Here is a 19,787-nt window from a genome sequence, read left to right as displayed (position 1 = left end):
GTGCGAACGGTGAGTCAGCAGCGTGTCGAGCAGGGGTTCAGCCCCCCTCAACAAGCGCGCAGTCGCGCTTCCTTGCAGAAGGTCCTCGCCGCCGCCGAGTACGTGCTGGCCACTCAAGGGTCCGAGAGGTTCACCATCGCGGCGGTCGCCGAGCGGGCGGAGGTGTCGGTGGGGGCGATCTACCGCCGCTTCTCAAGCAAAGAGCGGCTGCTGTACGCCGTCAAAGACCAACTGCTCGGACACCTGGAAACCAGCGTCGAGGAGGCACTCCACTCGGCGGCACCCGAACTGAAAGCGACAATAGGAGCTTTCACCCTGGCCCTGGCACACACCTTCTCGCGCCACGGCCGAATCTTCCCAGAACTGCTGGACGGCCAAAGCGCGGACGGACGCGGACGCGGCATGGAGGCGCTGGCCGGCATCCAGCAGGCCTTCGCCGCTGCCGCACACCTGTGCACCAAGGAGATCCCCCGACCGGACGGCCCACAGGCCTGCGCGATGGTCGCCCGAACCATCATCGGCTCCTGCGTGCACCGCGCCGCCACCTCCCACCTGTGGCCCGACGGCTTGTCCTGGGACACTTGGGCGACCGAGACGACGGAAATAGCGCTTGCCTACCTGAGGTCACCCCAAAGTTGAAGTGGGGTAGAAGAGGCGAAACCCCCGCCAATACGCGGCGAGGGTTTCGAGAACACATAGTCAACCTGTTGTGGAGCTGAGGGGAATCGAACCCCTGACCTTCTCGATGCGAACGAGACGCGCTACCAACTGCGCTACAGCCCCTTGTTCGTGCTCGAAGAGCGTATCAGCCCCCCGAGCACGGACGACAAGCGGGTGCCTACTCCCCCACGGCCCGTCGGTACGGCAGCAGACCGGGGTCGCCCAGCTCGTCGAACCAGGGGTCTTCGTCGTCGAGGTCGACGGCGTTGGCGCCGGGGTGGACGAGGCGGGGAACGGCCTTGACCGGGGTGCGGCGGGGCTCCTCGTACTCCAAGTCGACGTCGTCGATGTCCTCGGTGTCGTCGAGGTCGGGTTCGACCGGGTGGGCGTGGGAGCGGCGGACAGCGACGGCAGCGACCATGCGGGCGTAGCGGCGCTGGCGCACCTCCTCCTCGATGCGCACCTGGCGGCGCAGGTAGGTGAGGTAGCCGATGAAGGCGAGGTCGACCGCGCCGTGGGCGATCCACAGGACAGGGGAGGCGACGAGGGCGGCCACGAGGGTCACCAGGGCGGCCAGGATCGTGAAGAGCACGACCCGCTGCCGGAAGGAGTACTTGGCCTTGGCGGCGCGCGCGGCGGCGTCCGGGTCGAAGCCGCCGCGGCCGGGGCGGTGCCTGCGGGACTCGGCGAACTCCTCCGGGTCCTCGGCGAAGTCGTCGGTGTAGGTGAAGCCGTCTTCCTCGGGTTCGATCCGGTCCATGGTGCGCTCCACGGCGAGGTCCTCCCGGGTGCTGTCGGTCTCGGGCGCGGCGTCGACCGCCGACCCGCTGCGGACCACACGTGAGGCGAGAGTGGAGTCGGCGGTCCTGGCGATCTCCTGCCGCTTGCGCACGACCATCGGGACGAGCACGACCAGCCATGCGACCACCAACGCGACCACGATCAGTGAAGTCGGCATGCCCGGCACCCCCCTTGACTTGCTCCGAGGACTTCGTACGCCACGTTAGTCACAACAGTCACACGTGCGACGGAGGCGCGCCGGAGTAACTCGCCCGTTCGGGTTGTCGCCGGTCGACCATTCCCCGTAACGGGCCGCATTAAACAAGTACTTCGGGTTATTGCCGGAGATCACGCCAAGGTCGCCCTGCCGTCCGCCACGAGTCCGTTGACCAGGCCCTTGGGCGCGTCCTCGACCGTCAGCGCCAGGCAGAGGTGGTCGCGCCAGTCCCCGGCGACGTCGAGGTAGCGGCGGAACAGGCCCTCGTGCCGGAAGCCCAGCTTCTCCAGCACCCGCAGGCTGGCCGCGTTCTCCGGGCGCACGGTGGCCTCGATCCGGTGCAGGCCCGCGCGCTGGAAGCAGTGGTCGACAGCCAGCGCGACCGCTGCCGTGGCCACCCCGCCCCTGGCCTGCGCGGAGGTGACCCAGTAGCCCACCCAGGCCGAGCACAGCGCCCCGCGCACGACGTTGCCGATGGTGAGCTGGCCCGCCAGCGCGCCGTCGACGGTGATCACGAACGGCAGCGACATCCCGCGCCTGGCCAGCGACCGCAGCGCCGACCACTGCGAGGGCCAGGCGAACTGGCCGTTGCGCTCGGCCCAGGTGCCCGGGGTCGTGGGCTCCCAGTTCTCCAGGTAGGCGTGGTCGCGCATCCTGGCCCTGCTCCACGCGGCGGCGTCGAGCAGGCGCGGCCCGCGCAGCGCCACCTGGCCGGACGGCACGCGCACCGGCCCCAGCGTGGCGGGCCAGCCCGGGTGCCTGCCCAGCGCCTGCTGGCTCACCACCGGCCCAGCCCCCTCCGCCGAGACCACCCCGTCGTGTGCGGCACGCGCTACCCGCGCTGCGCGAGGAAGCTGACCTGGACCTCCTGGCCCACGGAGATCTCGACGGTGTCCTCGTCGACCAGGACCAGGCAGTTGGCCTCGGCCAGCGACGCCAGCAGGTGCGAGCCGGACTGGCCGAGCGGCTGCACGAGGTACTCGCCGTTGGTCTCGTCGCGCAGGAGCTGCCCGCGCACGAAGCCGCGCCGGGCCTTGGTCGAGGTCAGCGGCGAGAGCAGCCGGGCGCCGACGACGCGGCGGTGCGGGTTGCGCTTGCCCTGGGTGGCGCGGATCAGCGGGCGGACCATGACCTCGAACACCACCAGGGCGCTCATCGGGTTGCCCGGCAGCAGGAACGTCGGGACCGCGTCCTGGCCCAGGCGGCCGAAGCCCTGCACCGAGCCGGGGTGCATGGCGACCCTGGTCATGTCGACGTCGCCCAGCTCGGCGATCGCCGAGCGGACCTCCTCGGCCAGCTCGCCGCCGACCCCGCCGGAGATCACCACGATCTCGGACTGGTTCAGCCTGCCCTCGACGACCTCGCGCAACCGCTTGACGTCGCTGGAGACGATGCCGACCCGGCTGACCTCGGCGCCCGCGTCGCGGGCCGCGGCGGCCAGCGCGTAGGAGTTGACGTCGTAGACCTGCCCCTGGCCCGGGGTGCGGTCGACGTCGACGAGCTCGTCGCCGACGGAGATCACCGACACCCGGGGCCTGGGGTAGACGAGCACCTTGGACCGGCCGACGGCGGCGAGCAGGCCGACCTGGGCCGAGCCGATGATCGAGCCGCGGCGCACCGCGACGTCGCCGGTCTGCACGTCCTCCCCGGTCCGCCGGACGTAGGCCGCGGAAGGGACCGGGGTGTGCACGGTGACCTTGGCGTGGTGGCCGTCGGTGAAGCCCAGCGGCAGCACGGCGTCGGCGAGGGTGGGCAGCGGGGCACCGGTGGCCACCCGGACCGCCTGGCCGGGCTGGAGCCTGCGCGGCTGCCGGGACCCGGAGGCGATCTCGCCGACGACCGGTAGCTGCACCTCCCCGCCGTTGGCGGGCTGGGTGTCGATGCTGCGCACCGCGTACCCGTCCACCGCGGCCTGGTCGAACCCTGGCAGCGAGCGCTCGGCGACGACCTCCTCCGCGCAGAGCAGACCCTGCGCCTCGGAGATCGCCACCCGCACCGGCGCCGGGCGCACCGCGGCGGCCAGCGCCCGGCTCAGTTGCTCGTCGACTGACCTCATCGCCTACCCCGTGCCGTCCTGTGTCCCTCTAGCCGATCCGCGCGCGCAGCCACTCGCGGAGGCTGGGCCCATACTCCGGATGGTCGAGGGCAAAGTCCACGGCGGCACGCAGGAAACCCCCAGGATTGCCCAGGTCATGCCGTCCGCCCCGGTGCACGACCACGTGCACGGGGTGGCCCTCGGCGATCAGCAGGGCGATGGCGTCGGTGAGCTGCAGCTCGCCGCCCGCGCCCGGGGTGATCCGCTTGAGCGCGTCGAAGATCGCCCGGTCGAGCAGGTAGCGGCCGGCCGCGGCGAAGGTCGACGGGGCCTGGTCGGCTGGCGGCTTCTCCACCATGCCGTTGACCTTCTTGACGTCGTCGTCGCCGGTGTCCTCGACGTCGAAGACGCCGTAGGCGGAGATCTCGGACTTGGGGATGTCGAAGGCGCACAGCACGGTGCCGCCCTTCTCCGCGCGCACGGCGGCCATCCGGGCCAGCACGCCGGTGGGCAGGACCAGGTCGTCGGGCAGCAGCACGGCCACGGCCTCGTCGGCGTCGGTGAGGTTGGGCTCGGCGCAGCCGACGGCGTGGCCGAGGCCGAGCGCCTTCTCCTGCAGCGCGGTCTCCACCGCGAGCAGGCCGGGGGCGCGGCGCACCTTGTCCAGCAGCGCGGTCTTGCCGCGTTCCTCGAGCGTGGCCTCCAGCTCCGGGCGCGGGCGGAAGTAGTCGGCGACCGACTCCTTGCCCGGTGACGTGACGATGACCAGGCGTGATGCCCCGGCTTCCGCGGCCTCGGCCGCGACGTACTCGATGCCGGGGGTGTCCACGACCGGCAGCAGCTCCTTGGGGACGGCCTTGGTGGTGGGCAGGAAACGGGTCCCGAGGCCTGCTGCGGGCACTATGGCGGTGGTGAATGCGGTGGACGCGCTCATGGACAGGGAGCCTAACCTCACTGGTGTGTCCGGCCCTGGGAGTGATCTCGAAGCGACGCGCGCGTGGACCAAGGACCAATGGCGCCGCGCCCTCCTCGCGCACCGCAGGCGCGTGCCCGCGGCCACCCGGTTCAGCGAGGCGATGCAGCTCACAGCCCAGTTGACCAGCGGGCGGGTGGTCCGGCGGGGGCAGACGCTGTGCGCTTACGTGCCGATCGGGTCGGAGCCGGGGTCGGTGCAGATGCTCGACGAGGTGGCCGAGGCCGGGGTGCGGGTGCTGCTGCCGATCGTCAGCGGCCGGGGGCCGCTGGACTGGGCCTGGTACGACGGCCGGGAGTACCTGCGGTCGGGGCCCTACGGGCTGCGCGAGCCGATCGGGGAGCGGCTGGGCGAGATGGCGCTGCGCATCGCCGACGTGGTGCTGGTGCCCGCGCTGGCGGTGGACCGGTCGGGCACCCGGCTCGGGCGCGGCGCCGGGTACTACGACCGGTCGCTGGTCGGGGCGGCGCAGGACACGCCCCTGGTGGCGGTCGTGCGGGACCCGGAGCTGTTCGACGTGCTGCCCGCCGAGCAGCACGACGTGACGATGACCGCGGTGCTGACCCCCGGTCGAGGGCTGCTCAAGCTGGGCTGATGTGACGTGCCGCCACTATGTTTGCGCGCCGGGCGGATGGTGTCGCAGAATCATGTGTTAGCACTCTCACCTGATGAGTGCCAGTGTTGGAGGGATAGCGCCCGTGCCCACGTACCAGTACGCCTGTACGGCATGCGAGCACCGCTTCGAGGCGGTGCAGTCTTTCTCGGACGCCTCGCTGACCGAGTGCCCGGAGTGCGCAGGCAAGCTGCGCAAGCTGTATGGCTCCATCGGCGTGGTGTTCAAGGGCAGCGGCTTCTACCGCAACGACAGCCGGTCGAGCTCGACGACGCCCGCGACGGGCGAGGCCGCGAAGTCCGAGAAGGCCGTGAAGACCGAGAAGACCGAGAAGTTTTCGGAGTCCTCCTCGACCGCCACGAAGTCGGCGGACTCGGCCGCGTCCTCGTCGACCGGATCGGGCTCGTCGGCTTCGACATCGTCCGGCTCGTCGACGAGCACGGCGTCGGCCAGCCCGGCCAAGGCCTCCTAGCCGCGCGCGGCCGAGTTGTCCACAAGCGCCTGATCCATCCACAGCTCGGCCGACCCCCTGGCCGAGCCCCCGCAGGCTCCCTAACGTCGATGGCACAAGCCGATCCGACGTAGGGAGCCCCCCATGTCCGCCTTCTCCGCGCTGCGCGCCCGCCTGCCCTGGACAGCCCTGCGGCGGGCCGCCGCGCTGTGCCTGGTGGCCGCCGCGGTGCTGATCGCGCTGTCCCCGGCCGACGGGACCGAGGCCGTGCCCTACCTGGTGAGCGCGGTACCGTTGTCGGCTGGAGCGGCACTGTCGCCGACCGACGTCCGCGTCGTCCGCGCCCCGCCCGACCTGCGTCCGGACGACGCGCTGACCGATCCCGCCGAGGTGGCCGGTCGGGTGTTGACCGGCGCGGCCGCGCGGGGCGAGCCGATCACCGGTGCCCGGCTGCTGGACGCGTCCGGCCCCGGCGCCGCCGTGCCGGTGCGCCCGGCGGACCCCGCGGTCGCCCGACTGCTGCGGCCGGGGGCCCGGGTCGACGTCGTGCCCGAGCCGGACCCCGGCGCGCCGCCGGTGGCCGTGGCCGAGGACGTCGTCGTGCTGACCGTGCGGTCGGGCCCGGACGAGGACGACGCCGGGCCGCTGGTCCTGCTGGCGGTCCCGCCGGAGACGGCGCGACTGGTCGCGGCGGCCACGTTGCGGGGTCCAGTCGCCGTTACGCTCCGCTAGGCCGCGGGGATACCACCGAGCAGAATGGACGGATAGACCAGCATGAGTGTTCTGAAGGGCTTCAAGGACTTCTTGATGCGCGGCAACGTCGTCGAGCTGTCGATCGCCGTGATCATCGGCACCGCCTTCACCGACGTGGTCACGACGGTCACCTCGAACCTGATGCAGCCCCTGATCAACTCCGTCGGCGGCACCCACTTCGCCGACGGCCTCGGATTCAAGATCATCACGTCGAACGACAAGACCTTCCTGGACTTCGCCGCGGTCATCAACGCCGTCATCAACTTCGTCCTCGTCGCCGCCGTCGTCTACTTCCTGATCGTGACCCCGATGAAGAGGCTCCAGGAGCGCCGCAGGCGCGGCGAGGAGCCCGGCCCCGCCCAGCCGACCGACGTCGAACTGCTCACCGAGATCCGCGACCTCCTGCGCCAGCAAACCGCCACCGCCCCCGGCGCCCAGACCACCCAACTCCCCCCGCTGCGCCGCGAGACCGAGTGAGGCCATGAACACCCCGGACCCCCGACCCCACCCCCGCCGCAGGCCCACCCTCGAGGAGATCTTCGGCGACGTCCTCCCCGAGACGACCAGCGACGACCGCCCGGAGCCCACCCCCCGCCCCAAGGACGACGACACCTGGTACGAGGAGAACCGCCCACCCCACCACGGCGGCTGACAACTCAGCGCTCACCCACCCACCAGCTTCAAAGCAGCACGCCCACCCACCACACCGCCGCCCAGCTCCGCTTTTGCGGCAGCGTGCCCACCCCGAAAACCGCCAGCCGGCAACGTCTACTGCTCGTTGGGGTGGATCGGCTTGTCCGGGGGAGGCGATCATGTGCTCAGCCGGCTGCGTGGGAGGGGCGTCTTTTCAGCCCCTCCTTTCCCCTCCCAAGCGCATGATCGCCGCAGGGGCCCGGGCAAGCCGATCCACCCCCACGAGCCACCCAAGCCAAAAATCCGGCTCTTAAAGACCCGAAAGCTCACCGATCACATAGGGCACCAGCGAAGACAACGTCGCCATACCGTCCCGAACAGCGGAACGCGATCCCGCCAGGTTCACCACGAGCGTGCTACCCGAGACCCCGACCAACCCCCGGGAGACCCCAGCGTCAACAGCCCCAGCCGCAAGACCAGACGACCGCAGCGCCTCCGCGATACCCGGGATGGGCCGGTCCAGCACGCCCTGGGTCGCGTCCGGTGTGACATCGCGCGGAGACACGCCGGTGCCGCCCACGGTGACCACCAGATCGGCCCCGCCGATCACGGCGGTGTTGAGCGCGTTGCGGATGGCGACGGTCTCGCCCTCGACGGGGACCACGCCGTCGACGATGAAGCCCGCCTCCTCCAGCAGTTCGGTGACCAGGGGACCGACGGTGTCCTCGTGCTCCTGGTGGGCCACCCGGTCGTCCACGATCACGACCAGAGCCCGACCCAGCCGCTGCGCGTTGCGTTCCATGGCACCAACCTAGCCGCCCTGGGGCGGTCGCGGGGTGGCAGGTTCACCCGTCTAGCGCGATGGCGGGCGTGGGCATAGCGTCTGCGGGCATGCGAGTGTTGATCACCGGGGGAGCCGGGTTCGTCGGGTCGCACGTGGCCGACCTGGCGCGTGAGCGGGGCCACGACGTGGTGCTGCTGGACAACCTGCTGCCGCAGGCGCACGGTGGGGTTCCGGCGTGGGTGGGTGAGCACGAGCTGGTGGTCGGCGACGTGCGCGAGGTCGACGTGCTGCGGCCGCTGCTGGACCGGGTGGACGTCGTGTGCCACCAGGCGGCGGTGGTCGGGCACGGGGTCGACCCGTCGGACGCGCCCGTCTACGCCAGCCACAACGACTACGGGACCGCCGTCCTGCTCGCGGCCATGCACGAGGCGGGGCTGGGCAGGCTGGTGCTGGCCTCCTCGATGGTCGTCTACGGGGAGGGGCGGTACTCCTGCCCCGAGCACGGGATCGTGCGGCCGGGGCCGCGGCGGCAGGCGGCGGTCGACGCCGGGGAGTTCGAGCCGCCGTGCCCGGTGTGCGGGGCGGCGCTGGTCTCGGAGCTGGTGCCCGAGGACGCGCCGATCGACCCGCGCAGCACCTACGCGGCGACCAAGGCGGCGCAGGAGCACCTGGCCTCGGCGTGGGCGCGGCAGACCGGCGGGCACGTGTGGGCGCTGCGCTACCACAACATCTACGGCCCCCGGATGCCCCGCGACACCCCCTACGCCGGGGTGGCGTCGCTGTTCCGGTCGGCGCTGGAACGGGGCGAGGCGCCGACGGTGCTCGAGGACGGCAACCAGCGGCGCGACTTCGTCCACGTCGCCGATGTGGCCCTGGCCAACGTGCTGGCCTGCGAGCGGGCCGGGACCGAGGGGGCGCTGACGCCGGTCAACATCTGCTCCGGCACCCCGCACACCGTCGGCGACATGGCCAGGGAGCTGGCCAGGGCGTGCGCCGGGCCGCGGCCCAGGATCGTCGGCGGGGCGCGCCCGGCCGACGTGCGCCACGTCGTGGCCGACCCCGCCGCGGCGCGGGAGGTGCTGGGGTTCGAGGCGCAGGTGGGCTTCGAGGCCGGGGTCGAGGAGTTCGCGACCGCCCCGCTGCGGGAGCCGCCGCGGGCCTGACCTACCAGTTGGTCAAGAACAGGTGGTTGACCGCCAGCGCCAGCGCGGCCTGGGCGGCCAGCCACCACCGGTGCGACTTGGCGGGCAGCAGGGCGCAGGCGGCCACCACCCACACCGCGAACGGCAGCCAGATCCGCTCGACCTCGGACTTGGACAGCCCGGACAGGTCGGCGGCGATCACCGCCAGCACCCCGGCCCGCGCCATCGCCACCGTCGCCGACGGCCACGGCCGCAGGAACCCGGAGACGGTGGCGCGGCGCAGCCCGGCGGCGGTGGCGGGCCCCAGCACGAGCACCAGGCACGCCAGGTCCGCCCACACCCAGTAGCCGTAGGGGCGCGCGGACGCGATGCCCTGGTAGTACCGCTCGACGACCAGGTGGTAGCCGTCGAGCCACCAGAACCCGGCGGCCAGGAAGACCAGTGCCACGGCCACCGCCCCCGGGAGCGCCCACGCCAGCGCCCTCCAGCTTCGCGCCGCCAGCACGGCGGCCAGCGCGACGACACCCATGAGTATCAGCCCGTAGGACAGGAAGATGCCGTACCCCAGCAGAACACCGCCGGCTAGGCACGCCCACCAGCGCGAACGGGTGGCGCCGAAGGCCAGCAGCGCCACGCCGGACGCGGTCACCCCCGCGAACAGCGCGTCGGCTGAGACGCCCATCCAGATGGCGCCGGGGAACAGCGCGACGAACGGCAGCGCCGCGCGGGCCCGCTCCCGGTCCCCCAGCACGGCCAGGGTCGCGGGGACGGCGACGGCCACGAGCGCCCCGACGAGGATGCACAGCACCCCGGCCACCGCCCCGCCGCCGAGGCCGATCCGGTCCAACCAGACGAACAGGACGGTGATGGCGGGCGGGTGCCCGGCGACGTGGGTGATCCACGAGTCCGGCTGGTAGTCGAGGATGCGGCGGGCGAACGAGTCCAGCATCGCCGGGATGTCGGTGATCCCCGGGACCGCGGCCAGGTACTCGTCCTGCGAGGTCAACTGGGTGGCGATGCCCCGCGTCCAGCCGTCGATGAGCGCCAGCGAGAACGTCCACGCGACGGCCAGCGCGTAGCCCGCGCCCAGCGCCCACCGCCACGGCAGCCGGGCGGCCAGCGACGGCCCCCAGGTCACCCCGGCGACGGCGACCAGGACGGCCATCGGCGTCCCGATCCCCAGGTGCGGCAACCACTCCGCGAGGACCGGCCACTCGCCGAAGGTGTCCGGGGCCCCGGGGAAGTGCTCGGACCCGTAGAGCCGCAGGTCCCACGCGAACCCGACCCAGGCGGCCAGTCCCACGAGCGCGAGGGCCGCCACCGCCGCCAGCACGTCCGCCCGGACGGCCCGCGCCGGTGCGGCTGTGCTGGATTCGGCGGGGGCGGGTGGATCAGCGACCATGCCCGGCAACCTACCGCCGCCGCCGCACACCCGGGTGACGACGGCACCCCGTCAAGCCGAGAACGCCGAACGGGCATACTTTGGCCACATGGACGCCGGTGGGGTCGATGTCGTGCTGCCGTGCCTCGATGAAGCGCTGGCGCTGCCCGGGGTGCTGACGGCGCTGCCGGAGGGCTACCGGGCGATCGTCGTCGACAACGGGTCCACCGACGGCTCGCCCGAGGTCGCGGCGGCGCACGGCGCGAAGGTCGTCGTGGAGCCGCGCAAGGGCTACGGCGCGGCGGTGCACACCGGCCTCGAGCACGCCACCGCCGAGATCGTCTGCTTCCTCGACGCGGACGGCTCGCTCGACCCCCGGGAGCTGCCCAAGCTCGTGGCCGAGGTGGTCGCGGGCCGGGCACGGCTGGCCGTCGGCAAGCGGGTGCCGGTCGGCCGGGGCGCTTGGCCGTGGCACGCGCGGGCGGGCAACGCCGTGCTGGCGGCCCTGCTGCGCGGGCGCGGGCTGCCCGTCACCGACATCGCCCCGGCGCGGGCGGTGCGGCGCGCCGACCTGCTCGACCTGGGGGTGGCCGACCGCGCTTTCGGGTACCCGCTGGAACTGCTGATCCGCGCCGCGCAGGCGGACTGGGTCGTGCGGGAGGCGCCGGTGGCCTACCGGCCGAGGACGCAGGGCACGCGCTCGAAGGTCTCGGGGTCGGTCAAGGGGACCGCGCGCGCGATCCGCGACATGCTGCGCGTGCTGCGCGAGACGAGAGGACCGCGATGACCTGCCTGCTGGTGGTGGCGAAGGCCCCGGTGCCCGGGTTGGCGAAGACCCGGCTGACCCCACCCGCCACCGAGGAGCAGGCCGCGGACATCGCCGCGGCGGCGCTGCTGGACACGCTCGACGCCGTGCTGGCCACCCCCGGCGCGCACCCGGTCGTGGCGATGACCGGCGACCTGCGCCGCGCCCAGCGCGGCGCGGAGGTCATGGACCTGCTCACCGGGTGCACGGTGTTCGACCAGCACGGCAACGGGTTCGCCGAGCGGCTGGCGAGCGCGCACGCCGACCTCGCCGACGCCTTCCCCGACGAGGCCGTGTTCCAGATCGGCATGGACACCCCCCAGGTCAGCCCCGAGCTGCTCACCGAGGCGCTCGACGCGCTGCGCGACAGCGACGGCGCGCTCGGCCGGGCGTTCGACGGCGGCTGGTGGGGACTGGGCCTGCGCGACCCGAGGCAGGCCAAGGCGCTGGCCACGGTCCCGATGTCGCGGGCCGACACCGGCGACCTGACCGTCGCGGCGCTGGCCGACGCGGGCGTGCGCCTGCGGGAGCTGCCCATGCTGTACGATGTGGACACCATGGGGGACGCGCTGCGCGTCGCCGCGCGACACCCCGGCGGCCGGTTCGCCCGCGCCGTGGCCGCGCTGGCGGTCTGAGCGCATGCCCCGTTTCGCCTCAGCGGCGCACCACGAGCGGGTCGCCGCCCGGGTGGGTAGCTGGCTGGGCATCGCCTTCGGGCTGTGCTTCCTCACCGGTCTGCTCAGCCACCTGATCCAGCACCCGCAGCCGTGGTTCGCCTGGCCGAGCGGCCCGGCCTGGCTCTACCGGGTCACCCAGGGCACGCACGTGCTCTCCGGCATCGTGGCGATCCCGTTGCTGCTGGCCAAGCTGTGGAGCGTCTACCCGAAGCTGTTCGAGCGGCCCGCGGTGCGGTCGGCGTTGCACGGGTTGGAACGCCTGTCGATCCTGGTGCTGATCGGGGCGGCGTTCTTCGAGCTGTTCACCGGGCTGTTCAACATCGCCCAGAACTACCTGTGGGGCTTCTACTTCCCGACCGCGCACTACGCCGTCGCGTGGATCGCCATCGGCTCGGTCCTGGTGCACGTGGCGGTGAAGCTGCCGATCATCAAGCGCGCTTACGAGCCCGCGGCCCCGAACCCCGATCGCAGGCGCTTCCTGCGCACCACCGCGCTCACCGCGGGCGTGGCGTTCGTGGCCACGGCGGGGGCGACGATCCCGCTGCTGCGCCGGGTCTCGGTCCTCGCCCACCGCTCCACCGCGGACCTCCCGGTGAACCGGACGGCGGCCGCGGCGGGCATCGAGGTCCCGGACGGGTGGCGGCTGGAGGTCGTCGCCGGGGACCGGACCAGCACGTTCACCCTGGACGAGCTGGCCGCGCTGCCGCAGGCCACCGAGGAGCTGCCCATCGCCTGCGTCGAGGGGTGGAGCGCGTCGGCGCAGTGGGGCGGGGTGCGGGTGGCCGAACTGCTGCGCCGCTGCGGCGCCGAGCCCGGCGCGGACGTGCGCGTGACGTCGCTGGAGAAGGCGGGCCTGTACAGCAGGAGCGTCCTGCCCGGCACCCACACGCGCGACGAGCGAACGCTGCTGGCCCTGCGGGTGGCGGGCGAACAGCTCAGCCCCGACCACGGCTACCCGTGCCGGGTCATCGCACCCAGCAGGCCCGGCGTCCTGCAGACCAAGTGGGTCACCCGGATCGAGGTGATCGCATGAGGGCCGCCCTGTTCGCACTCGGCCTGGCCGCCCTGGCCTGGGGCAGCTGGCTGGCCGTCGACTTCGCCACCGCCTCCTGGCGCGACACCTGGCAAAGCCTGGCCATCTTCGTCGGCGGCCCGGTCCTGCACGACGCCGTGGTCGCCCCCATCGTCGGCGGAACCGCCCTGCTCCTGACCCGCGTGCTGCCACCGGCCTGGCACACAGCGGTCAAAGCCGCGGCCGCGGCGACAGCGGTACTGGTCCTGCTCGCGATCCCCCTGCTGTGGCACCCCTTCGGGGTACCCACCAACCCGGGCCTGCACGACCGCGACTACGCCACCGGCCTGCTCATCGCCCTCGGCGTGGTCTGGCTGGTCGCCGCCACAACAGGCCTGATCACCAGCAAACGCCGCCCAACCCCGTAACGCGCGATCACCGCCCCGCGCCACCAATCCCAGCCTGCCCACCCCAACGCCAGAGCACCCCCACGCCGCAGCACCCCGCGCGACACCAAACCCCACCACTCCACTGGGGGCGGCCCCTCAGCCCATCCTACCGGCGAAACCCCGTCTTGACCCCGAAGTCGATCATGCCTGTGGACAACTCCGCGGCGATCCCCAGCCCGCAGCGGCCCGTCAGGCCCCGTAGTGCTCAACCCGGTTGCGCCCCTTGCGCTTGGCCTCGTACAGGGCGTGGTCAGCGCTCGCGAACAGGCGCTCGAAGGCCAGCCGCCCGGTCGCGACGCCGACGCTGACCGTGGGGTGCTGGACCGCGCCGAGCACCGAGGTCCAGTCGTGCGAGTCCACTGCGGCGCGGATGCGTTCGGCGACCGTGGGGCCGATGACCAGGTCCTCCTGGGTCGGGTGGGTCAGCAGGACGACGAACTCGTCGCCTGCCCACCGGGCGATGAGGTCGCCGACGCGGCACTCGGCGCGCAGGACGGTGGCGATCTCGCGGAGGGCGGCGTCCCCGGCGGCGTGGCCCGCGGCGTCGTTGACGGCCTTGAACCAGTCGACGTCGATGAGGATGAGCCAGGGGGTGCGTGCGGCGGACTTGGCGTGGTTGAGCATGTGCGGCGCGGCGCGTTCCAGGCCGAGGCGGTTGGCCAGGCCGGTGAGCGGGTCGCGCTCGGCCGCCTCCTGGGCCGCGGTGGCCAGCCGCTGGGCGCGGATGGCCAGCCGTCGCTGGTCGAGGGCCTGGGCCAGGCCCTCCTGCAGGGTCTCCTGGGCGGTGCGGCGGGCGCCGATGTTGCGGCGCAGCGCGTCGGCCTCGCCCTCGGTGTCGCCGTGGGCGTGGCAGGTGTCGGCGAGGTCCTGGGAGTAGCGCTGCACCAGCGACGGGTCCTGGACCGCCTCGGCGTCGTCCACCGCGGCCCGGCCGAACTCGACGGCCTGGGCGAGCAGGCCCTGCTTGCGGCGGACGGTGGCGAGCACCCAGTGCGCCACCGACATGGCCCACCGGTTGTCCTCCGCACCGCCCACCTCCAGGGTGCGCCGGGCGGTGCGCTCAGCCTGCGCCAGGTCGTCGAGGCCTGCCAGCGAGGCGCCGAGGGCGGCGGTCAGCGCCAGGTGGATGCGCTCGTCGGGGGCCAGCGCCAAGCCCTCGGTGAGCAGTTCGCGCGCCTCGCGGAACACCACCTCGGCGTCGTCGGCGGGCAGGTCGCAGGCGCGGAAGTTCAGCGTGCCGCCCAGGTTCTGCAGGGCGTGCGCGAGCACCTCGACGTCGTCGCCGGAGCGGGCCACCGCGACCGCGAGCCGGGTGATCTCCAGCGAGGCGCGCCGGTGGCCGATGCCCTCGAGCAGGTAGCCGAGCCTGCCCAGGGTGTCCGCGGCGAACGACCCGCGCGGGTGCTCGACGTCGATGTCGCTCCAGCCCTCGGCGGCCAGTTCCAGCGCCAGCGGGATGCGCCGCAGCCGCCACGCCGCGACCGCGCGCCGGGTGAGCACCGCGGCCCTGGTCCAGGGGGCGAGATTGGGCGGGACCTTGGACACGAGCTGGTCGAACAGGGCGTTGGCGGCCTCGGTGCGGCCCGCGTCGATGAGCATCCGCACCTCGCGGTCGACCCGCAGCGCCTCGGCCGCGGCGTCCTCGTCCGGCGCGGGACCAGTCCCACCTGGCCCGACGCCACGCCGCCCCGCGCCGTCGCGCGCCCAACCGCCCCGATCCAACACCGTCCGCCCCACCGCCCCGAACACCGCCCACGAGGCCGGTTCGTGCTATGCAACACAGTCGCGCGCAGGCTACAAGGCCGTACCGTCGTGACCCGTTCGGAGTAGTGCCTTCCGCCTGCTCGGGCGGGAGAAGGGCGTCCCGCCCGAGCGCGGCGTTCACGTCCGGCCGGGACGCGGGTACGGCAGCAGGGCCATCTCCCGCGCGTTGCGGATGGCGGTGGCCACCTGGCGCTGCTGGCGCGGGGAGAGCCCGGTGACCCGGCGGGCGCGGATCTTGCCCCGGTCGGAGATGAAGGTGCGCAGCCGCTCGACGTCCTTGTAGTCGACGACCTCGCCCAGCTTGAGCGGGTTGCGCTTGCGCTTGCCGGGCAGCCGCCTCGCGGAGGGGTTGGGCACGGCGGTCACCAGCTCGACTTCGACACGCCGGGCAGCTCGCCGCGGTGGGCCATCTCGCGCAGCCGCACCCTGGAGAGCCCGAACGCCCGGTAGTAGGCGCGCGGGCGGCCGTCGACGACGTCGCGGTTGCGCACCCGGGTCGCACTGGCGTCGCGGGGCATCCGCCGCAGCTCGCGCACGGCGGCCTCGCGCTGGTCGTCCGGGGTGGACGGCTTGCGGATCAGCTCCTTGAGCTCGGCGCGGCGCTCGGCGTGCCGGGCGACGACGACCTTCCTGCGCTCGTTGGCGGCGATCTTGGACTTCTTGGCCATCAGCGCTCCTCGCGGAAGTCGACGTGCTCGCGCGCCACCGGGTCGAACTTGCGCAGCACCAAGCGGTCGGGGTCGTTGCGCCGGTTCTTGCGGGTGACGTAGGTGAAGCCGGTGCCCGCGGTGGAGCGCAGCTTGACGATCGGGCGGATGTCGTTGCGGGCCATCAGAGCCGCACCCCCTGCCTGCGCAGCCGCGCCACGACGGACTCGACGCCGTTCTTGTCGATGGCCTTGATGCCCTTGGTGGACACCCGCAGGGTGATCCACCGCCGCTCCGAGGCCAGCCAGTAGCGGCGGCTCTGGATGTTCGGGTCGAACCGCCGCTTGGTGCGCCGGTTCGAGTGCGATACCCGGTTGCCGAAGCCGGGAGTCCGGCCGGTGACCTGGCAGATCGCCGACATGTGACCTCCTTGACAGTGGTAATCGTTTTCAACAACGGTCGACAGGAGGGTAGCCTCGGCGGGAAGAAATTGGCAATGGTTGTCGTTACAGGTGACGTACGAGCCACCGACGACCAGACCGGGAGCAGATGTGAAACCAGGAATCCACCCCGACTACCGCCCCGTGGTCTTCCAGGACCAGTCGACGGGCAAGCAGTTCCTCACCCGCTCGACGGCGAACTCCGAGCGGACCGTGCAGTGGGAGGACGGCAACGCCTACCCGCTGATCGTGGTCGACGTGACGTCGGACTCGCACCCGTTCTGGACCGGCAACCAGCGGGTCATGGACACCGCGGGCCGGGTCGAGCGGTTCTACCAGCGGTACGGGAGGAAGCGCTGATGGCCGTCCCCAAGCGCAAGACCTCGCGGTCCAACACCCGCAGCCGCCGGGCCCAGTGGAAGGCCGCCGTGCCCGACCTGGTCCCGGTGCGGACGGTCGAGGGCAAGCAGCTCATGGTGCCCCGGCGGCTGGTGGCGGCCTACAAGCGCGGCTACCTCTGACGGTCCCGCGGTCGCGCCTGGGTCGTCCCGTCGGGCGAGGCGCGCCACTGCTCGAACGGCCTGTCGAGCGACCACTGGTCGCCGGTGGCGGTGAGGACCCGGATGTCGCAGTGCACCGGGTTCGACAGCGACTCGAACAGGTCGATCGACCAGGAGAAGGCCCGGCGGCACAGCAGCCGGGTGGTCAGCCCGTGCGAGACGATCAGCACGGTGTCCGGGTGGCCCGGTTCGCGGGCCACCCGGTCCCGCAGCTCGGCCAGGAAGCTGGCCACCCGGTCGTCGACGTCCGCGCCGGACTCGCCGTGCGGCAGCCGGTAGAAGAAGTGCCCGTACTCGTGGCGCAGCTTCTTCTGCTCCGCCTGCTCGGTCGGGTCCTGCAGGTTGCCCCAGTCCTGCTCGCGCACCCGCGGCTCGGGCACGTACCGGGTGACCGAGTCCAGCCCGAGCAGCTCGAAGGTGCGCACGGCCCTGCGGTACGGGCTGACGTACGCGGCCACCGGCTCCGACCCGAGCAGCCCGCGCACCACCTCGCCCGCGGCGACGGCCTGCTCCTCGCCCAGCGGCGTCAGCGGCAGGGCGTGGTCGGGGGTTCGGCAGTAGGCGAGCTCGTCGACGTTGCCCAGGCTCTCGCCGTGGCGCAGCAGGATGATCCGCATGCCGCAATACTCACACGGCCTCCCGGCGCGGCTGCTGCTAAGAAGGTGCGCAGCCAACGGAGGAGGACTCAGCGGTGAGTGACGAGCTGGCGGTTCCACCGCGGGTCGCGGTGATCGGCGGGGGCACGATGGGCGCGGGCATCGCGCACGTCTTCCTCGCCGCGGGCAGCGCGGTGGTGCTGGCCGAGGCGGACGCGGCGCGGGCCGAGACCGGGCGCGCGGCGGTCGCGGCCAGCGTCGGCAAGGCGCAGGACCGGGGCAAGCTGCCCGAGGGCGCCACCGCGGCCGACCTGCTCGGCAGGCTCACCACCGTCGTGGACCTGGCGGACCTGCCCGCCGACACGGGCCTGGTCATCGAGGCCGTGCCCGAGGACATCGCGCTCAAGCAGCGGGTGCTGGGCGAGGTCGCGAAGGCGTGCCCGGACGCGGTGCTGGCGTCGAACACCTCGTCGCTGTCGATCACCGCGCTGGCCGGGGGGCTGCCCGGCGAGCGCGTGCTCGGCATGCACTTCTTCAACCCCGTGCCGGTGCAGGCGCTCGTCGAGCTGGTGCACCACGCCGGGCTGCCCGCCGAACGGCTCGCGCGGGTGCGCGGCTGGGCCGAGGCGCTGGGCAAGACCGTCATCGAGGTGCGCGACTCCCCCGGCTTCGCCACCAGCCGCCTCGGCGTCGCGGTCGGGCTCGAGGCCATCCGCATGGTCGAGGAGGGCGTGGCGTCGCCGGAGCACATCGACACCGGGATGCGGCTGGGCTACGGCTGGCCGATGGGCCCGCTGCGGCTGACCGACCTGGTCGGCCTGGACGTGCGGCTGTCGATCGCCGAACACCTGACGCGCGAGCTCGGCGACCGCTTCACCCCGCCGCGACTGCTGCGCGACAAGGTCGCGAAGGGCGAACTGGGCCGCAAGAGCGGTCAAGGGTTCTTCACGTGGTGACCGTCCGCCCCTTCCGCACCGAGGACGCCGCCGACGCCTACCGGCTGCGGCGGCTGGCCTTCGGCGGCCCCCGCGAGGTCGACACGTCCTGGGCCGACGACCTGGAGGGCTTCTCGGCGGTGGTGGCCGAGCTGGACGGCGCGCTCGTCGGCTTCACCAACACCTGGCACTACCGGCAGTTCTTCGGCGGCAACGCGGTCCCGATGGGCGGCATCGCCAGCGTCGCCGTGGCCCCGCACGCCCGTGGGCGCGGGGCGGCGGGCGCGATGCTCGACGCCTCCCTGATCGCCATGCGCGAGCAGGGCGTGTCCATCTCCGCGCTCTACCCGTACGTCACCGCCCCCTACCGCAAGCGCGGCTGGGAGCGCGCGGGCATCCGCGAGGAAGCCGTCATCCCCCTGGCCGCTCTCGCCACCACCCCCCGCTCGAACATCGAGGTCCGACCAGGCACCGAGGCAGACCTAGATGAGTGATTCCGTGAAGTTGGTGTTAGTGGTCGTAGGTGGTCAGTGATCGTTTGCTGGTCAGGCCGGTGTTCCAGTTGTGCCAGATGGCGGTGGCCATGGCGAGCAGGCGTTGGGCGATGCGGGTGAACACCCCTGCGGGGGTGCGTCCGCCGTGTGCTTCGAGGTCGAGTTGGCCTTTGAGGGTCTGGTTGACCGATTCGATGCGTTGGCGGATGCCGCCGAGGTTGCCGTTGCGGTAGGTCTCGTCCTTGCGGTCGGGGCGCAGCAGGTCAAGCCCCATGGCTTCGGTCGGGTTCTTGAAGGCTTTCCCGGCGAATCCTTTGTCCGCCAGCAGGATTTGGCCTTCGCGGATGAGGTGGTGGTCGCGTTCGAGCAGGGCGGCGAGGACTTCGCGTTCGCCGAGTTTCGGGGTGGCCAGGCACCACATGATCGGCATCCCGTCGCCGGCGCAGACGAGGTAGAGCTTGAGGCCCCAGTACCACCGGGAGTGTGACGCGCAGTAGCCGTAGCCGGCGTGTCCGGCCAGGTCGGAGCGTTTCACCGTTTCCCGGGACATGCCGCAGGGCACGGGGGTGGCGTCGGTGATCCACAGGTCGTCGAACCACGACGGGCAGCACGCGGCCAGGGTCATGATCGCCTTGCACAGCAATGGTTGCGCTGTTTTCAGGCGTTTGTGGTAGCCGGACTGGGTGAGCATCGCGGGGAACATCTCCCGCCATGCGGGGTTGGTCCGGATGTGGCGGATCCAGCGGCGTTCACTGTGGTGACGTTGCAGCACCTGGGCCACGGCCAGGGTGATCAGCTCACTGTCGGTCAACACTGGTCGGCGGCCACGCCCGGTGCGGGGCGGCACGACATGGTCATCGATGAGCACGTAGAGTGCGGTCAGGAGGGTGTTCAGTTCTTTCGTCACACATTGATCTTGAACACCCTCCTCCCACGCGGTGACACCGACCCGCCTCACACCACCTTCACGGAATCACTCATCTAGG

The 19,787-nt window shown here is 72.4% G+C and carries 28 protein-coding genes and 1 tRNA gene; 15 read left to right on the top strand and 14 right to left on the bottom strand.

Going from position 1 to position 19,787, the window contains the following annotated elements; genetic code table 11:
* Window positions 1–9: 9 nt before the first annotated feature.
* Complete coding sequence (locus GCL84_RS13355) at window positions 10–639, top strand: TetR/AcrR family transcriptional regulator (RefSeq protein ID WP_156755781.1); 630 nt, start codon at window positions 10–12, stop codon at window positions 637–639.
* A 71-nt stretch (window positions 640–710) separates the two neighbouring features.
* Here the strand turns inward: GCL84_RS13355 and GCL84_RS13350 are convergent.
* The 5 genes from GCL84_RS13350 to GCL84_RS13330 all read right to left on the bottom strand — a co-directional run bounded on the left by GCL84_RS13350 (window position 711) and on the right by GCL84_RS13330 (window position 4,626).
* Window positions 711–783 (bottom strand) — tRNA-Ala (locus GCL84_RS13350).
* A 55-nt stretch (window positions 784–838) separates the two neighbouring features.
* Window positions 839–1,618, bottom strand: coding sequence for a divisome protein SepX/GlpR (gene sepX / locus GCL84_RS13345; protein ID WP_156755780.1), 780 nt, complete (start codon window positions 1,616–1,618; stop codon window positions 839–841).
* A 170-nt stretch (window positions 1,619–1,788) separates the two neighbouring features.
* Window positions 1,789–2,439, bottom strand: a complete 651-nt coding sequence (locus tag GCL84_RS13340) for a GNAT family N-acetyltransferase (RefSeq protein ID WP_235926212.1) — start codon at window positions 2,437–2,439, stop codon at window positions 1,789–1,791.
* Window positions 2,440–2,489: 50 nt separating this feature from the next.
* Window positions 2,490–3,713: a molybdotransferase-like divisome protein Glp gene (gene glp / locus GCL84_RS13335; protein WP_156755778.1), complete on the bottom strand. Its 1,224-nt coding sequence runs from the start codon at window positions 3,711–3,713 to the stop codon at window positions 2,490–2,492.
* Between the two features lie 28 nt (window positions 3,714–3,741).
* Complete coding sequence (locus tag GCL84_RS13330) at window positions 3,742–4,626, bottom strand: UTP--glucose-1-phosphate uridylyltransferase (protein ID WP_156755777.1); 885 nt, start codon at window positions 4,624–4,626, stop codon at window positions 3,742–3,744.
* A 25-nt stretch (window positions 4,627–4,651) separates the two neighbouring features.
* On the opposite strand from GCL84_RS13330, the gene GCL84_RS13325 reads away from it, so the two are divergent.
* The 5 genes from GCL84_RS13325 to GCL84_RS29245 all read left to right on the top strand — a co-directional run bounded on the left by GCL84_RS13325 (window position 4,652) and on the right by GCL84_RS29245 (window position 7,134).
* Window positions 4,652–5,260 carry a 5-formyltetrahydrofolate cyclo-ligase gene (locus GCL84_RS13325; RefSeq protein WP_197523216.1) on the top strand — a complete coding sequence of 203 codons (609 nt, stop codon included), beginning with the start codon at window positions 4,652–4,654 and terminating at the stop codon, window positions 5,258–5,260.
* A 103-nt stretch (window positions 5,261–5,363) separates the two neighbouring features.
* Window positions 5,364–5,750 carry an FmdB family zinc ribbon protein gene (locus GCL84_RS30955; RefSeq protein WP_156755775.1) on the top strand — a complete coding sequence of 129 codons (387 nt, stop codon included), beginning with the start codon at window positions 5,364–5,366 and terminating at the stop codon, window positions 5,748–5,750.
* A gap of 123 nt (window positions 5,751–5,873) precedes the next feature.
* A complete protein-coding gene (locus tag GCL84_RS13315) occupies window positions 5,874–6,461 on the top strand; it encodes an SAF domain-containing protein (protein WP_156755774.1) in 588 nt (195 codons plus the stop codon).
* 42 nt (window positions 6,462–6,503) lie between these two features.
* Window positions 6,504–6,959: a large conductance mechanosensitive channel protein MscL gene (gene mscL, locus GCL84_RS13310; protein WP_156755773.1), complete on the top strand. Its 456-nt coding sequence runs from the start codon at window positions 6,504–6,506 to the stop codon at window positions 6,957–6,959.
* Between the two features lie 4 nt (window positions 6,960–6,963).
* Entirely contained in the window at window positions 6,964–7,134 is a 171-nt protein-coding gene (locus GCL84_RS29245) for a hypothetical protein (protein WP_197523215.1), read from the top strand.
* Between the two features lie 291 nt (window positions 7,135–7,425).
* Here the strand turns inward: GCL84_RS29245 and GCL84_RS13305 are convergent, their stop codons facing one another.
* Entirely contained in the window at window positions 7,426–7,917 is a 492-nt protein-coding gene (locus GCL84_RS13305; RefSeq protein WP_156755772.1) for a MogA/MoaB family molybdenum cofactor biosynthesis protein, read from the bottom strand.
* Window positions 7,918–8,006: 89 nt separating this feature from the next.
* Between GCL84_RS13305 and GCL84_RS13300 the strand changes: the two genes are divergently transcribed.
* Window positions 8,007–9,062 carry an NAD-dependent epimerase/dehydratase family protein gene (locus GCL84_RS13300; RefSeq protein ID WP_156755771.1) on the top strand — a complete coding sequence of 352 codons (1,056 nt, stop codon included), beginning with the start codon at window positions 8,007–8,009 and terminating at the stop codon, window positions 9,060–9,062.
* 1 nt (window position 9,063) lies between these two features.
* Here GCL84_RS13300 and GCL84_RS13295 read toward each other — a convergent pair whose 3' ends face one another.
* The gene (locus GCL84_RS13295; RefSeq protein WP_156755770.1) at window positions 9,064–10,443 is read right to left on the bottom strand and encodes a hypothetical protein; all 1,380 of its coding nucleotides are present in this window, start codon (window positions 10,441–10,443) and stop codon (window positions 9,064–9,066) included.
* A gap of 88 nt (window positions 10,444–10,531) precedes the next feature.
* On the opposite strand from GCL84_RS13295, the gene GCL84_RS13290 reads away from it, so the two are divergent.
* Genes GCL84_RS13290 through GCL84_RS13275 form a run of 4 tightly spaced genes read left to right on the top strand, consistent with a single transcriptional unit; the run spans window position 10,532 to window position 13,344 of the window.
* Window positions 10,532–11,209 (top strand): glycosyltransferase family 2 protein, encoded by a 678-nt coding sequence (locus GCL84_RS13290; protein ID WP_156755769.1) that lies wholly within the window; start codon window positions 10,532–10,534, stop codon window positions 11,207–11,209.
* Entirely contained in the window at window positions 11,206–11,862 is a 657-nt protein-coding gene (locus GCL84_RS13285; RefSeq protein WP_156755768.1) for a TIGR04282 family arsenosugar biosynthesis glycosyltransferase, read from the top strand. The genes GCL84_RS13290 and GCL84_RS13285 overlap by 4 nt, the downstream gene beginning before the upstream one ends.
* 4 nt (window positions 11,863–11,866) lie before the next feature.
* Window positions 11,867–12,937 (top strand): molybdopterin-dependent oxidoreductase, encoded by a 1,071-nt coding sequence (locus GCL84_RS13280; protein ID WP_156755767.1) that lies wholly within the window; start codon window positions 11,867–11,869, stop codon window positions 12,935–12,937.
* Window positions 12,934–13,344, top strand: a complete 411-nt coding sequence (locus GCL84_RS13275; protein ID WP_156755766.1) for a hypothetical protein — start codon at window positions 12,934–12,936, stop codon at window positions 13,342–13,344. The genes GCL84_RS13280 and GCL84_RS13275 overlap by 4 nt, the downstream gene beginning before the upstream one ends.
* A 210-nt stretch (window positions 13,345–13,554) precedes the next feature.
* On the opposite strand, the gene GCL84_RS13270 is transcribed toward GCL84_RS13275, so the two are convergent.
* The 5 genes from GCL84_RS13270 to rpmB form a co-directional block, all read right to left on the bottom strand.
* Window positions 13,555–15,090: a GGDEF domain-containing protein gene (locus GCL84_RS13270; RefSeq protein ID WP_235926210.1), complete on the bottom strand. Its 1,536-nt coding sequence runs from the start codon at window positions 15,088–15,090 to the stop codon at window positions 13,555–13,557.
* Window positions 15,091–15,246: 156 nt separating this feature from the next.
* Window positions 15,247–15,495 (bottom strand): 30S ribosomal protein S18, encoded by a 249-nt coding sequence (gene rpsR / locus GCL84_RS13265; protein ID WP_156755765.1) that lies wholly within the window; start codon window positions 15,493–15,495, stop codon window positions 15,247–15,249.
* The gene (rpsN, locus tag GCL84_RS13260) at window positions 15,492–15,797 is read right to left on the bottom strand and encodes a 30S ribosomal protein S14 (RefSeq protein ID WP_156755764.1); all 306 of its coding nucleotides are present in this window, start codon (window positions 15,795–15,797) and stop codon (window positions 15,492–15,494) included. The genes rpsR and rpsN overlap by 4 nt, the downstream gene beginning before the upstream one ends.
* A complete protein-coding gene (gene rpmG, locus GCL84_RS13255) occupies window positions 15,797–15,961 on the bottom strand; it encodes a 50S ribosomal protein L33 (protein ID WP_156755763.1) in 165 nt (54 codons plus the stop codon). Before rpmG ends, rpsN begins: the two co-directional genes overlap by 1 nt.
* The gene (rpmB, locus tag GCL84_RS13250) at window positions 15,961–16,197 is read right to left on the bottom strand and encodes a 50S ribosomal protein L28 (protein ID WP_156755762.1); all 237 of its coding nucleotides are present in this window, start codon (window positions 16,195–16,197) and stop codon (window positions 15,961–15,963) included. Before rpmB ends, rpmG begins: the two co-directional genes overlap by 1 nt.
* 130 nt (window positions 16,198–16,327) lie before the next feature.
* Here rpmB and GCL84_RS13245 point away from each other — a divergent pair, with 130 nt between their 5' ends.
* Together GCL84_RS13245 and rpmF are read left to right on the top strand one after the other, a co-directional pair.
* Window positions 16,328–16,576, top strand: a complete 249-nt coding sequence (locus GCL84_RS13245) for a type B 50S ribosomal protein L31 (protein WP_156755761.1) — start codon at window positions 16,328–16,330, stop codon at window positions 16,574–16,576.
* Entirely contained in the window at window positions 16,576–16,737 is a 162-nt protein-coding gene (rpmF, locus tag GCL84_RS13240) for a 50S ribosomal protein L32 (protein WP_156755760.1), read from the top strand. Before GCL84_RS13245 ends, rpmF begins: the two co-directional genes overlap by 1 nt.
* On the opposite strand, the gene GCL84_RS13235 is transcribed toward rpmF, so the two are convergent.
* Window positions 16,728–17,393: a histidine phosphatase family protein gene (locus GCL84_RS13235; RefSeq protein ID WP_156755759.1), complete on the bottom strand. Its 666-nt coding sequence runs from the start codon at window positions 17,391–17,393 to the stop codon at window positions 16,728–16,730. The genes rpmF and GCL84_RS13235 overlap by 10 nt on opposite strands.
* 74 nt (window positions 17,394–17,467) lie before the next feature.
* On the opposite strand from GCL84_RS13235, the gene GCL84_RS13230 reads away from it, so the two are divergent.
* Window positions 17,468–18,328, top strand: coding sequence for a 3-hydroxyacyl-CoA dehydrogenase family protein (locus tag GCL84_RS13230; RefSeq protein ID WP_197523214.1), 861 nt, complete (start codon window positions 17,468–17,470; stop codon window positions 18,326–18,328).
* On the top strand, window positions 18,325–18,801 hold the full coding sequence (locus GCL84_RS13225) for a GNAT family N-acetyltransferase (RefSeq protein WP_156755801.1): 477 nt from the start codon (window positions 18,325–18,327) through the stop codon (window positions 18,799–18,801). Before GCL84_RS13230 ends, GCL84_RS13225 begins: the two co-directional genes overlap by 4 nt.
* A gap of 16 nt (window positions 18,802–18,817) precedes the next feature.
* On the opposite strand, the gene GCL84_RS13220 is transcribed toward GCL84_RS13225, so the two are convergent.
* Window positions 18,818–19,708, bottom strand: coding sequence for an IS982 family transposase (locus GCL84_RS13220; RefSeq protein ID WP_156755756.1), 891 nt, complete (start codon window positions 19,706–19,708; stop codon window positions 18,818–18,820).
* Between the last annotated feature and the right edge of the window lie 79 nt (window positions 19,709–19,787).

The sequence above is a fragment of the Actinokineospora pegani genome (genome assembly GCF_009745975.1).
In the GTDB taxonomy this organism is placed as follows: Bacteria; Actinomycetota; Actinomycetes; order Mycobacteriales; family Pseudonocardiaceae; genus Actinokineospora; species Actinokineospora pegani.
Note: the sequence above shows the minus strand (reverse complement) of the source record. Positions and strands in the feature narration are given on the sequence as shown.